The 13,600-nt window shown below is 60.6% G+C and carries 9 protein-coding genes; 3 read left to right on the plus strand and 6 right to left on the minus strand.

The genetic code is table 11. The features are described from left to right. Positions 1-19: 19 nt before the first annotated feature. The 6 genes from QD172_RS00410 to can all read right to left on the minus strand — a co-directional run bounded on the left by QD172_RS00410 (position 20) and on the right by can (position 7,470). Positions 20-1,087, minus strand: coding sequence for an oligopeptide/dipeptide ABC transporter ATP-binding protein (locus QD172_RS00410; protein ID WP_279854541.1), 1,068 nt, complete (start codon positions 1,085-1,087; stop codon positions 20-22). Continuing rightward, entirely contained in the window at positions 1,084-2,115 is a 1,032-nt protein-coding gene (locus QD172_RS00415) for an ABC transporter ATP-binding protein (protein WP_136937816.1), read from the minus strand. Before QD172_RS00415 ends, QD172_RS00410 begins: the two co-directional genes overlap by 4 nt. A 20-nt stretch (positions 2,116-2,135) precedes the next feature. Then, positions 2,136-3,116: an ABC transporter permease gene (locus QD172_RS00420; protein WP_077376435.1), complete on the minus strand. Its 981-nt coding sequence runs from the start codon at positions 3,114-3,116 to the stop codon at positions 2,136-2,138. After that, the gene (locus tag QD172_RS00425) at positions 3,113-4,159 is read right to left on the minus strand and encodes an ABC transporter permease (protein WP_279854542.1); all 1,047 of its coding nucleotides are present in this window, start codon (positions 4,157-4,159) and stop codon (positions 3,113-3,115) included. Before QD172_RS00425 ends, QD172_RS00420 begins: the two co-directional genes overlap by 4 nt. Before the next feature lie 324 nt (positions 4,160-4,483). Then, positions 4,484-6,079: an ABC transporter substrate-binding protein gene (locus QD172_RS00430; RefSeq protein WP_084208685.1), complete on the minus strand. Its 1,596-nt coding sequence runs from the start codon at positions 6,077-6,079 to the stop codon at positions 4,484-4,486. A 734-nt stretch (positions 6,080-6,813) separates the two neighbouring features. Continuing rightward, positions 6,814-7,470 carry a carbonate dehydratase gene (gene can, locus QD172_RS00435; RefSeq protein ID WP_084208684.1) on the minus strand — a complete coding sequence of 219 codons (657 nt, stop codon included), beginning with the start codon at positions 7,468-7,470 and terminating at the stop codon, positions 6,814-6,816. Positions 7,471-7,748: 278 nt separating this feature from the next. Here can and gorA point away from each other — a divergent pair, with 278 nt between their 5' ends. The 3 genes from gorA to QD172_RS00450 all read left to right on the plus strand — a co-directional run bounded on the left by gorA (position 7,749) and on the right by QD172_RS00450 (position 13,571). Then, complete coding sequence (gene gorA, locus QD172_RS00440) at positions 7,749-9,137, plus strand: glutathione-disulfide reductase (RefSeq protein WP_254696484.1); 1,389 nt, start codon at positions 7,749-7,751, stop codon at positions 9,135-9,137. 400 nt (positions 9,138-9,537) lie between these two features. Next, the gene (locus tag QD172_RS00445) at positions 9,538-10,527 is read left to right on the plus strand and encodes a TAXI family TRAP transporter solute-binding subunit (protein WP_103751429.1); all 990 of its coding nucleotides are present in this window, start codon (positions 9,538-9,540) and stop codon (positions 10,525-10,527) included. Between the two features lie 461 nt (positions 10,528-10,988). Further along, the gene (locus QD172_RS00450; RefSeq protein WP_077376421.1) at positions 10,989-13,571 is read left to right on the plus strand and encodes a TRAP transporter permease; all 2,583 of its coding nucleotides are present in this window, start codon (positions 10,989-10,991) and stop codon (positions 13,569-13,571) included. Positions 13,572-13,600 lie beyond the last annotated feature (29 nt).

The following is a 13,600-nucleotide window of genomic DNA, read 5'->3' on the forward strand; positions in this document are numbered from 1 at the left end:
ATCTGGGCAGGTGTCCTGCTCAGTCGATTCTGCCTTCCTCGACGGCATGGCAGGCCACCTGACCACCCTCGATGGCGATCAAGCGCGGGATCTCCCGACGGCAGCGTTCATTGGCATGCGGGCAGCGGCCATGGAAGACGCAGCCCGATGGCAGATTTACCGGGGTCGTCACCTCACCCTCCAGGCGGATGTGATTGGGCTTGTCATCATGTAGGCGCGGTATCGCCGACATCAGTGCCTGGGTGTAGGGATGTCTGGGACGAGCGAACAGCGAACGAGTGTCCGCCAGCTCACACAGGGTCCCCAGATACATCACGGCGACACGTGTCCCGAAGTGCTCTACCACGGCAAGATCATGGGTGATGAACAGGTAGGTCAGATCCCGCTGTTCCTGCGCATCCATCATCAGATTGAGCACCTGAGCCTGAATCGAGACATCCAGTGCCGAGATCGGCTCATCGGCGACGATGAACTCGGGGTCCACCGCCAGTGCGCGGGCAATCGAGATGCGCTGGCGCTGGCCACCGGAGAACTCGTGGGCATAGCGCTTGCCCCAATCCGGGTCGATCCCCACCGAGCGCATCACCTCCTCGATCTTGTCGCGGATCTCACCATCCTTCAGTGTCGGCTGGTGGAAGCGCAGCGGTTCCTCCAGCGTCTGCTGGATGGTCATGCGGGGATTGAGCGACGCATAGGGGTTCTGGAAGATCATCTGCATGCGTCGGCGATAGGGCAGCAGGTCCCTGGGCGCCATGTCATCGATACGTGTCCCGTCGAACCGTATCTCCCCGCCACTGGGCTTGAGCAGCCCCATCACGGTACGTGCGACCGTCGACTTGCCACAGCCGGACTCGCCGACGACACACAACGCCTCGCCACGCTTGACGTCGAGAGTGACGCCATTGATGGCATGCACGTACTCCTGCTTGCGCCGCAGGCGTCCCTTCTCGAAGGTCAGCTGTTCGAGGAAGTCACCGGACAGCGAGAAGCGTTTCTCGAGATCGCGGATCTCGACCAGGGTGTCGCCGAGCGCGGCACTTGTCCCGCTGGCGAGACGCTCCTCTGGTGTGAGAATGGCCTGACTCATGCGTTCACCTCCGTTCGGGGAGCCTGGGAGGCATCGGTGACGATCGGGGTCCACGACTCTCCTTTCACCATCGCCTGCACCATGTGACAGGCCACCTTGCAATTGCCGGAAGCCACGAAGGCGGGCACCTGCTCATGACAGACATCCGCCGCGAAATCACAGCGCGGATTGAAGGCGCAGCCAGCCGGAATCTTGGTCAGCGTGGGCATCGAGCCGCGAATCTGATTCAGGCGACTACCGGGCGTGGCCATCTGGGGCAGGGCGTTGATCAGCCCCTGGGTATAGGGGTGCTGAGCATCATTGATGATCTCGCGGGTCGGGCCCTGCTCGATCACACGGCCGGCATACATCACCAGGGTGCGCTGGGTCACCTGGCTGACGACACCCAGGTCGTGGGTGATCAGGATCAGCCCGACATTGTGCTTCTCGCACAGCAGCAGCAGCAGCTCCATGATCTCGGCCTGGATGGTCACATCCAGTGCGGTGGTCGGCTCATCGGCGACGATGATGTCCGGGTCCAGCAGCAACGCGATGGCGATGATGATGCGCTGACGCATGCCACCGGACAGCTCGTGCGGGTACTGATCAAGACGCTTTTCCGGTGAGGGAATGAAGACCTGATTGAGCTTGTGCAGGGCGATGGCGCGCGCATCCTTGCTGGAGATGCGACGGTGCGCCTTCAAGCACTCGATCATCTGCTCGCCGATGGTCAGCACCGGATTCAGCGTCATCATCGGGTCCTGGAAGATCATCGAGATGCGATTGCCGCGAATCGATTGCATCGCCTTGGGCTTCATGGTGTTGAGCACTTCGCCATCGAATTTGATCTCGCCGCCGGCAATGTAGCCGGGCTTGGCGATCAGATTCAGGATGGTGAAGGCGGCGACCGACTTGCCGGCCCCCGACTCGCCCACGATGCCCAGGCGTTCGCCGCGTTCCAGCGTGAAACTGACGTCGCGCAGGGCGCGGACCTCGCCGCCTCGCATGGCGAAGCGGACATCGAGGTGGTTGACTTCAAGTAATGCCATTGTCTTGATTCCTCGCGGCTTCAGCCCTTGTAGAGGCGGGGGTTCATCACGTCACGCAGCCAGTCGCCCAGCAGATTGATCACCAGTACCAGCAGAATCAGCACGCCACCGGGAATCAGCGTGATCCACCAGCTGCCTGACTGCAGATAGTCGAAGCCCGATTTGATCAATGAGCCCAGTGACGGCTGGGTTTCCGGCATGCCGAGGCCGAGGAAGGACAGCGCCGCCTCCGAGATGATCGCGTTGGCGATCTGCACGGTGGAGATGACGAAGATCGGCGACAGGGTATTGGGAAGAATGTGGCGGAACATGATGCGGCGGGAGCGGAAGCCCATCACCCGTGCGGCATCGACATATTCCTTGCTCTTCTCCGCCAGCACGGACGCCCTGACGGTGCGCGCATACTGGGGCCATTCCGCCAGCCCGATGATCAGGATCAGCAGGATCAGCGCATAGTCCGAGAAGGCGGCGCCACCGAAGGTCGCCTTGATGATGGCACCCACCACGATGGCCACCATCAGGGTCGAGAACGACAGCTGGATATCCGCCATGCGCATCAGGAAGGCATCGACACGTCCCCCCAGATAGCCCGCCAGCAGCCCGAAGGTCACGCCGAGCAGCGCCTGCAGAATCACGGCACCGAAGCCGATCAGCAGCGACACGCGGGTGCCGTACAGAATGGTGGAGAGCAGATCCCGCCCCTGGGCATCGGTGCCCAGCAGGAAGGCCGGATCACCACCCGCCATCCACGCCGGCGGAAGCTCCGAGTTCATGATGTCGATGGTGGCCAGGTCATAGGGGTCCGCCGGGGCGATCCACGGGGCGAGAAAGGCCCCGAGCACCATGGCGATGAAGACCAGCAGGCAGGCCTGGGCCATCCAGTCACGCTTGAAGCTGTAGACCAGATAGGACTCACGGAAGCGCTGCCAGCGTCCGGGCACCGCGATGGAGCTGGTCTTCGGAGTGACGGGCGTATGGGTCTCGGAAGTGGAATGGCTCATGCCGATTTCCCCGCAAGCTTGACGGTGGGGTTGACCAGACCGTAGATCAGGTCGACGAGCGTATTGGTGATCACGAAGATCACGCCGACCATCATCAGGTAGGCCACGATCAGCGGAATGTCGGAGCGGGTGATGGCCTCGAGGAACATCAGGCCCATGCCCGGCCACTGGAAGACGGTCTCGGTCAGGATGGTGTAGGCCACCATGGTGCCGATCTGCACGCCGCCGACGGTGATCACCGGCAGCATGGTGTTCTTCAGTGCGTGCAGGAAGTAGATGCGCTTGAGGCCGATCCCCTTGGCACGTGCGAACTTGATGTAGTCCGACTGCAGGACCTCCATCATCTCGGCGCGAATCAGGCGGATGAACAGCGGCAGCATGATCGAGGCCAGCGAGATGGCCGGCAGTACCAGATGCCAGAGGCCATCGGCGGTGAAGAAGCCGCTGGACCAGGGGCCTGCCACATGGACCAGCTCACCCCGCCCGTAGGAAGGCATGCCGCCATCGGTGGAGAGCATGCCGTTCAGCACACTGCCCCAGGTGGTATCACCGGGGAACCAGTCCACCGTGACGCCGATCGCGAACAGCTGGATCAACACGATGGCCGTCAGGAACACCGGCACCGAGATTCCGATGATCGAGGTGCCCATGAACAGGCGTGACAGCCAGTTGCGTGGGCGGATCGCCGCGAACACGCCGATGGGGGCAGAGAGCAGGATGATGATCAGGCTCGAGGCCATCACCAGTTCCAGCGTGGCGGGCAGGTGCTTGAGTATCACCTCGGTCGCTGGCTGCTTGTAGAAATACGAGGTGCCGAGATCCCCTTGCAGGGCATTGCCGGCAAAACGCAGATATTGGGTGATGAATGGGTCGTTGAGCCCCATTTCATCGCGCATGACTTCACGCTGGGCTTCTGACACGGCCTGGCCGGTCATCTCGCGCAGCGGGTCGCCCAGGTTGTCCTGAATGGCGAAGCTGATGATGCTGATCACGAACATGACCAGTACGGCGTGCATCAGGCGTTTGATCAGAAAGGCAATCATGGATCGCCACCTTCCTCGTGAACATCACGGTCTCGCGCGCGGCGGCCTGGTCTGGCTGGCCAATCGCGCTGGGTGTCAGGAGTCCCGCCTGTCGCTGGCCTGTCATCGGGCACAGGCTCCCCAACCCATCACCGAGAGGCGATGACCAAGGGGAAGGAACAAGCGGGGGTAAGTCGTCGCCTTCAGCCAAGCAGGGCAACCAGAGAGCTCACGTTGCCTGTCTCCGGTTGCCTGACTTGCCTGTCGCGAGGGGTGCGTGGCCAGGAACATGGCACTGGACGATGCAAGACGGTCCAGTACCTGTCGCTCACTCACGGCGTGGGATCAGTCCTGGTCGATGACCAGATCACCCAGGTACGGGAAGTTCATCACGTTGAGGACCGGCTCGATGTTGACGCCATCACGCGCGCCCCAGGCAAGGTTCTGCCAGTGCAGCGGCACGAAGCCGGCATCGTCGTAGACGGCTTTCTCGGCAGCCTGCAACATCTTGGCGCGCTTCTCGGTGTCGGTCTCCAGGTTGGCCTCGGTGACCATCTTGTCGACGTCCGGGTTGCAGTAGTTGCCGGAGTTGTACTGACCGACACCGCTGTCGGCATCCGGGCAGAAGGTCAGGAATTCGAAGAAGTTGGCGCTGTCTTCGGTATCCGAGTGCCAGCCGATCATCATCATGTCGGCCGCACGTGCATCATATTCCGGCCAGTATTGGGCCTTGGGCAGGGTCTTGAGATCTACCGTGATGTTGATCTTGGCCAGCATCGAGGCGACGGCCTGAGCGATCTTGGCGTCGTTCACATAGCGGTTGTTGGGCGCCATCATGCTGATCTCGAAGCCATCCTCGTAACCGGCTTCCTTCATCAGCTCCTTGGCCTTGGCCACGTCATAGCGCGGTGTCAGCTCAGGATTGTGGCCCTGATAACCATCCGGCGACATCTGGGCAGCGGGGGTCGCGAAGCCCTTCATCAGCTTCTGGGCGATACCTTCCTGATTGATGGCGTAGTTGACCGCCTGGCGGACACGCTTGTCCTTGAAGGCTTCGACACGTTCCTGGTTCATCTGGAAGGTGATGATGCGGGTGCCGCCCATCTCGACCAGGTGCACGCCATCCTGCTTGCGGATGCGTTCCAGGTCGGTCGGCGGTACCGGCGCGATGAAGTCCATGTCGCCGGAAAGCAGCGCCGCGACACGGGTGGCGTTTTCCTTGATCGGCGTCAGCACGATGTCGTCGACATTGCCCGGGGATTCGGTATCCCAGTAATCCTCGAAGCGCTCGAAGCTGATCTTCACGCCCTGCTGACGGTCAGTGACCTTGTAGGGGCCGGTACCGGACTCGTTGCGTGAGGCGAAGGTGTTGGCGGCCTTGGCGATCTCATCCTTGGCCTTGCCGTCTTCGGTCTCGCCGGAATAGAACTTGCTGTCCATCGGGAAGATGTAGGTCGCGGCATTCAGCACCAGCGGGAAGGGCTTGTCGGTCACCAGATCCACGGTGTAGTCATCCACTGCCTTGACGTCAGTGAACGGTGCGAAGATGGCCTTGAAGTCAGCACTCTTCTTGAGGCGCTCGATGGTCCAGACCACATCCTTGGCGGAGAAGTCATTGCCGGAATGGAACTTGACGCCTTCGCGCAGATGGAAACGCATGGTGTTGTCATCGACACGCTCCCAGCTCTTGGCCAGACGGCCATCGAAGCCCAGATCCTTGTTCCAGCGAATCAGCGGGTCATAGACCATGTGCGACAGCTGCAGAGTGCCGCCGGAGAGTTGCTCGTGGATATCGAGCGTGACCGGGTCTGCGTCGTAGGCCATGCGCAAGGTGACATCTTCGGCCAGGGCTGGTGTCGCCATGGCCAATGTCGCGCTGCCGATCAGCGCGCACAGGGTCTTCTTTTGGAAGAGGGACTGGAAGGCATTCTGACGGGTCATGAGCTTCCCTTTGCTTGTGATGTTTGGTTGTTCTTGTGGCTCTCTTCGCATTGTCTCCCTCAGGGCGACACGCAAGGATGCGCTTTCACAGTAGTGAGACACGCCGCACAGAGACAATCGAAATGTTGACTAGCCAGATTCAGGCCGTGAATAGCGGTGTCGACAAAAGCGCAACACACACGTTGCTGGTGCATCACGAGGCAAGGGCGTCTTGCATGGCGTTCGTTGGACGATGGCAAGTGTCGTTCAGGACGGTTGGTTAAGTCTCTTGCCTGTGTCACGTGGGGAAAGCGTGACTGGTGATAGCATTCCGACAAAGGCGGTTGAAGGGATATTCTTATTCAATTCAATGGCTTGATGGCGATATGCATCCTTGCTCATCGAAAGGTGGCAAGAGAGCCACGCCATCGTGTCCTCTCGCGAGTCGGGCAGACGACGGAGCCTGTCTTGCGGAGATGACGGCGGGGAAATTCTTGACGAGGCGGTGTTCCCGGACGAGGAATCCGAGATTGCCTGGAAGGAAACGATGAGGTGCACCGTTCTGGTGCGAGGCTTGATTCGCGACTAAGGTCTAGTCGTTGTGCGCAGTCTCGCGGGCGTCATACACCCGAAATCAACGCTGCAACGTGACACGCCTCCCGAAAGGAAGGCGTGTGGTGGCGTACCGCTGGCGAGCCGAGAAGCCTCAGGCGTGGAGGCAGAGCAGGGTGCGCCTGCTCACTTACTCATTTCACTTACTCATTGCTGCCGGCGACAGGCGTCAGGCGGTCAACCCGATAGAGGTTCGGCACCTGGGAGAGACCGCTGATGGTGCACTCCAGGTTGTTGACGCGACCATCCGAGAGGCCATAGACCCAACCATGAATCTGCAGATTCTGACCGCGCTCCCAGGCACGCTGGAGGATCTTGGTACGCGCCAGGTTCTGTACCTGAGAACGCGCATTCAGCTCACACATGCGGTCGACCTGTTCGTCCAGCGGCAAGTCCTTGAGCTCGGCGTGATGCAGGTTGTAGAGCTCGCGCAGACTGTGCAGCCAGTAGTCCACCATGCCGTTGTCCCCGCCGGTGATGGCAGCGCGTACACCACCACAACCGTAATGGCCGACGATCATGATGTGCTCGACCTTGAGGACATCCACGGCGTACTGGATCACTGACAACGCATTCATGTCGTTGTAGTGAATCAGGTTGGCGACGTTGCGGTGAACGAAGACTTCACCCGGCGGGAGATCGATGATCTGGTTGGCGGGGACGCGTGAGTCGGAACAGCCGATCCACAGATAGTCCGGATTCTGCTGGTCGGAGAGTCGCTTGAAGAAGTCAGGATCACGCTCGGTCATGGACTCGGCCCAGACCTTGTTCTGCTCCAACAGCTTTTCAATATTGCTCATGGCGAGGGGACCACTTATCAGGATGACGGGGCAGGGGAAGATGTTGTACAGACATGCTTGCCGCCGCCAGGCCCTCTGCAATGCAATACGTCAACATCGCAGGCCATCGTGAGCGGCGCATGTTGTAACTTTTGTCTAACATCATTGGTATTTTTACCGCGCGATGACCTGCAGGGTCAACCAGCAGTCATGATGGCGGATGACCGCGGCCCACGTCATGGGGCTGCCGAGGGGCATGACTCCTGATACCATGTGGCCAATTTACCAAGGAGATTCCCGTGTCCGATCAGACCCAACAGCCTGTGACAGGCCAGTTTGACTTCGACCTGTTCGTCATTGGCGCCGGTTCCGGCGGTGTGCGTGCAGCGCGTACTGCCGCAGCCACCGGTGCACGCGTTGCCGTCGCGGAAGATCGCTATCTCGGCGGCACCTGCGTCAACGTGGGTTGCGTGCCGAAGAAGCTCTACTCCTATGCGGCTCACTACCATGATTCCTTCAAGGACAGCGCAGGTTTCGGTTGGAACATCGGCGAGGCTCCCCGGTTTGACTGGGCCACTCTGCGAGATCGCAAGACCGCCGAGATCACGCGCCTGAACGGCATCTACCGCAACATGCTCAACAACTCCGGCACCACGCTGATCGACGGCCGTGCCACGATCGCCGATGCCAACACCGTCGAAGTCAACGGCAAGCGCTATACCGCCGCGAAGATTCTGGTGGCCACCGGTGGCTGGCCTTTCCTGCCGGACTTCCCGGGCCGTGAGCATGCGCTGGATTCCAACCGCATCTTCGATCTCGAGCAGTTCCCCAAGCGCTTCTTCGTCATTGGCGGCGGCTACATCGCCGTCGAGTTCGCCAGCATCTTCAATGGCCTGGGGGCCGAGGCGCATCTGAGCTATCGCGGCGAGCTGTTCCTGCGGGGCTTTGACGATGAAGTGCGCGCCTTCACGCGCGACGAGATGGCCAAGAAGGGCGTCAACCTGCACTTCAACACCACCGTGCAGTCCATCGACAAGCAGGGCGATGTCTATCAGGTCAGCCTCAGCGATGGCCAGGTGCTGGAAGTCGACTGCATTCTCGCCGCGACCGGTCGCAAGCCGAACATCGATGGTCTCGGGCTCGAGAATGTCGATGTCGAGCTGAATGCCGACGGTACCGTGCGCGTCAATGAGCGCTTCGAGACCACCACCCCCTCCATCTTGGCACTCGGTGACATCACCGGCGGGCCGGAGCTCACGCCGGTCGCGCTGGAAGAGGCCATGCATCTGGTTCGCGCACACTTCGGTGATGGCGTGGTCGGTGGCCTGGATTACGACACCATCGCGACGGCCGTGTTCTGTCACCCCAACATCGGCACCGTCGGCCTCAGCGAGGAAGCGGCGCGCGAGAAGTTCGACAGCATCCGTGTCTACACCGCCGATTTCCGCCCGATGAAGCACACGCTGTCCGGCAGTGACGAGCGCAGTCTGATGAAGCTGATCGTCGATGATGCAACCGACAAGGTCGTCGGCGTCCACATGGTGGGGGATGAGGCAGGCGAGATCATGCAGGGCATCGGCATTGCCGTACGTGCTGGCTTGACCAAGACCGACTTCGACCTGACGGTCGGTATCCACCCGACCGCTGCCGAAGAATTCGTGACCATGCGCAGCGTGACCCGCACTTGACGCCCCATGCAGGCGACGGTGAGGAAGCTCTGGGCTATTCCATGGGCAGCGTTACCATTCGTTGACACTCGTCAGCGATCGCCAGCTTGAAAAAACGCCTCGCGGCATCACCGCGGGGCGTTTTTTTATGCGCGAAGGGCGCTTGACCAGTGAATTTCTTGTCTGCCAGTTCAGGTCACCACATGATCTTGCCAGCGCATACACCTTTCGTAGCATAAAGCTTTTCCGTTACGTACCAGAGACATCAGCTATGCTAATCTCATCTCAGCGTCGAGCATCCACAAGTTGCTGAAATATCAACCTTGTCATGCAATGCGGTGATCAGGTTGTCTCCTTCGCAGTGTTCAGCCGGGATGCAAGACGGCAACACCAATAACAAGCCAGCAAAGGGAGTTTCAAGATGACCATGATCAAGAAGTCGTTGACAGCGGCGGTCGCGACCGCAGGTCTTGGCCTGATGGGGATCTCCGGTGGCGCCAGCGCCGCGGAGCAGACCTTCGTGACCATCGGCACCGGCGGTGTCACCGGCGTCTACTATCCGGCCGGTGGTGCCATCTGCCGCCTCGTGAATCGTGGCAAGGCGGAACACGGCATTCGTTGCAGCGTCGAGTCCACGGGTGGTTCAGGCTACAACCTGAACAGCATTCGTACCGGTGAGCTGGACATGGGCGTCGCTCAGTCAGATGCCCACTACAACGCCTATGAAGGCGAGGGTGACTTCGCGGACTTCGGCCCCAACAAGGAACTGCGCTCCCTGTTCTCCCTGCACCCGGAACCGTTCACCGTCGTTGCCCGCAAGGACAGTGGCGTGACCGAGTTCGATCAGCTGGAAGGCAAGCGCATGAACATCGGCAACCCGGGTTCCGGTCAGCGCTCCACCATCGACACCCTGCTGTCTTCCCAGGATAAGGACACCAGCGTCTACTCGGTGGCATCCGAGCTCAAGGCTTCTGAGATGTCCTCCGCGCTGTGCGACAACAAGATCGACGGCTACGTCTATGTCGTGGGTCACCCGTCCGGTTCCATCAAGGAAGCCACCACCACCTGTGACGCGACTCTGGTCAACGTCACCGGCGACGCGGTCACCAAGCTGGTCGACGAGAAGCCGTACTTCTCGGTCGCCACCATCCCGGGCGGCATGTATCGCGGCAACGATGACGACGTCACCACCTTCGGGGTGCGCGCCACCATCGTGTCCAGCACCGAAGTGGAAGATCGTGTCGCCTATGAGGTGGTCAAGGCCGTGTTCGACAACTTCGATCAGTTCCAGCGTCTGCACCCGGCCTTCCAGGTGCTGAACAAGGAAGAGATGGTCAGTGCATCGCTGACAGCTCCGCTGCACGATGGCGCCAAGCAGTACTACAAGGAAGCGGGCCTGCTGAGCGAGTGATGCGGTTGACTCGCTTGCCTGTCGCAGGCTGACCAGGCTTCACCACGGAGACCGCACATGTTGCGGTCTCCGTGCTTGTGCAGGAACGTTGTAAAGACCTCACCTTCGTGACTCGTCGTCCTCATGAGTCGCAGCTCCTGCATGGCCAATGGATGGCTGCCGCCGGCGGGTCTGGTGATGCAGCAAGGCGCATGATCCATCCCTGTCGGTCTGAGCGGTGAGCAGATGGGAAAGGTGGTACCCCGAGCGTCGCTCGGCGCTGAGTCAGGAAATATCGTCCTGATTCAGCCAATTAATGGAAACATCCGTCAGGCCGGACATACTGAAGATGTAACCTGCTTGATAAGCATGTGGCTGTGCAGCGTCATCCTGGGTCGGGAACATGGCGGGTAGACGTAGATGCCGTTTCCTGATGATGCCTGCCAGTCATCGCCTGACTCGCGTTGATCGGATCATAAAAAATGACCAAAACTCAATCTTCACCGCCGTCCTCTGCGCCTGGCGCCGAGACGGATCATGATGCAGAAGTGCAGAAGATGCTCGAATCGGAGGTCGGCGGGCGTCATCCGGAAGGCTTCGTGGGGCGCCATTTCATGTGGTTGATCCCGCTTGCCTGGTCTCTTTTCCAGCTCTATCACGCCTCGCCCTTGTCGCTGCTGAACTCCGACACCGCGCGAGCCGTCCATCTCTGCTTCGCCATCTCGCTGGCGTTCGTGGCCTATCCCGCTTACAAGGGCGCGCCCGCCAATCGTATTCCTCTGTATGACTGGGCGTTGGCGATATTCGCCGTGGCAGGCGTGGCCTACGTGCTCATCTTCAGTGACGAACTGGCGCGACGAGCGGGTGCCTATACCACGACGGACCTCGTGTTCTCGGGCATCGGCCTCCTGTTGCTGCTGGAAGCGACCCGTCGCGCGCTCGGGCCGCCGCTTGCGGTCGTCGCCACCGTCTTCCTGCTCTACAGTCTGTTTGGCGCCTACATGCCCGATGTCATCGCGCATGCCGGGGCCAGTCTCAACAAGCTTCTGGGGCATCAGTGGCTGACCACGGAAGGGGTCTTCGGTGTCGCGCTGGGTGTCTCCACCGACTTCGTCTTCCTGTTCGTGCTGTTCGGCGCCTTGCTTGAACGCGCCGGTGCCGGCAACTACTTCATCCGCATGGCCTTCTCGATGCTCGGTCACATGCGCGGCGGACCGGCCAAGGCTGCCGTTGTGGCGTCTGGCCTGTCGGGGATCATTTCCGGCTCTTCCATCGCCAACGTCGTGACCACCGGGACCTTCACCATCCCGTTGATGAAGAAGGTCGGCTTCCCTGGCACCAAGGCAGGCGCCGTCGAGGTGGCAGCCTCCACCAACGGCCAGCTGACACCTCCGATCATGGGCGCTGCTGCCTTCCTGATGGTGGAATATGTCGGCATTCCCTATCTGGATGTCATCAAGCATGCCTTGTTGCCTGCACTGATCTCCTATATCGCGCTGATCTACATCGTGCACCTGGAAGCGTGCAAGGCCGGCATGGAAGGCCTCAAGCGGACGCACAAGACCAGCCTGATGGCTTCGATGCTGACCTTCCTGACCGTCTTCATCGGCATGGGCGTGCTCACGCTGGTGGTCTATTACGGTATCGGCTGGATCAAGGGTCTGGCGGGTGATGGTGCGATCTATATCGTGCTGCCGCTGCTGCTGGCGTCCTATGTCGGCCTGATCGCCTATTCCGCCTGCTTCCCTCCGCTGGAGGAAGGGGACATCGATGAATTGCCGCCGGTGGGTCCGACGGTCAAGGTCGGTCTCTATTTCCTGCTGCCGGTCGTGGTGCTGGTGTGGTGTCTGACCGTCGAGCGCATGTCGCCGGGGCTTTCCGCCTTCTGGGCGGTGCTGTTCATGATCTTCATCACCGTGACCCAACGCCCATTGGTCGCGATCTTCCGCAAGGAAGGCAATCTGGGGGGGGCAACCCAGCGTGGCGGTGAGGACCTGTTCCATGGTCTGGTCATCGGTGCCAAGAACATGATCGGGATCGGTGTCGCCACGGCGGCGGCCGGTATCGTGGTCGGTACCGTGACCCTGACCGGGCTCGGGCTCAAGATGACGGCATTCGTCGAGTTCATCTCGGCAGGCAACCTGATGCTGATCCTGATCTTCACTGCCGTGATCAGTCTGATTCTGGGCATGGGGCTTCCCACCACGGCCAACTACATCGTGGTCTCCACGCTGATGGCGCCGGTCATCGTCAATCTGGGCGCCGAGAACGGCCTGATCGTGCCGCTGATCGCCGTGCACCTGTTCGTGTTCTACTTCGGGATACTGGCAGATGACACGCCACCGGTGGGTCTGGCCGCCTTCGCGGCGGCGGCCATCGCCAAGTCAGACCCGATCAAGACCGGTATCCAGGGCTTCACCTATGACATCCGCACCGCGATCCTGCCCTTCATGTTCATCTTCAACACCAACCTGTTGCTGATGAACATCGATAGCTACTGGCATCTGGCGATCACCATCGCCTCGGCGGTCGCGGCCATGCTGGTCTTCGCGGCGGCCACGCAAGGTTATTGGCTGACGCGTACCCGCTGGTACGAGACCATCGGTCTTCTGCTGATCACCTTCACGTTGTTTCGTCCGGGCTATTGGTGGGACATGGTCTATCCGCCAGTCATCATGGCGGCTCCGCAGCAGATCGAGACCCTGATGGAGGAGGCACCGGTCGACAGCAAGCTGCCGATTCATGTGTCAGGCATCAATCTGGATGGCGATGAGGTCTCCAAGACCGTGCTGCTGCCGGTGTCGGATGCCGACAGTGGCGAAGCGCGCCTGAGCGATGTCGGTCTGACGCTGGATATCAGCGACAAGCAGGTGCTGGTCAGCATGGTGGAATACGGTAGCGTGGCACAGCAGGCCGGTATCGATTTCGATTTCACCATCGATGGCATCCAGCAGACCGCTGAACGTCCACCGAAGGAAATCGCGATGCTGCCAGCCATCGTGCTGTTGTGGTTGATCGGCTGGTTGCAGGTGCGCCGTCGCCGTCGCGAAAGTGTCACTGCCTGATGTTTCGGGGTCTGAACGATCGAGACCCG

The sequence above is a fragment of the Cobetia sp. 10Alg 146 genome (assembly GCF_029846385.1).
Lineage (GTDB): Bacteria > Pseudomonadota > Gammaproteobacteria > Pseudomonadales > Halomonadaceae > Cobetia > Cobetia marina.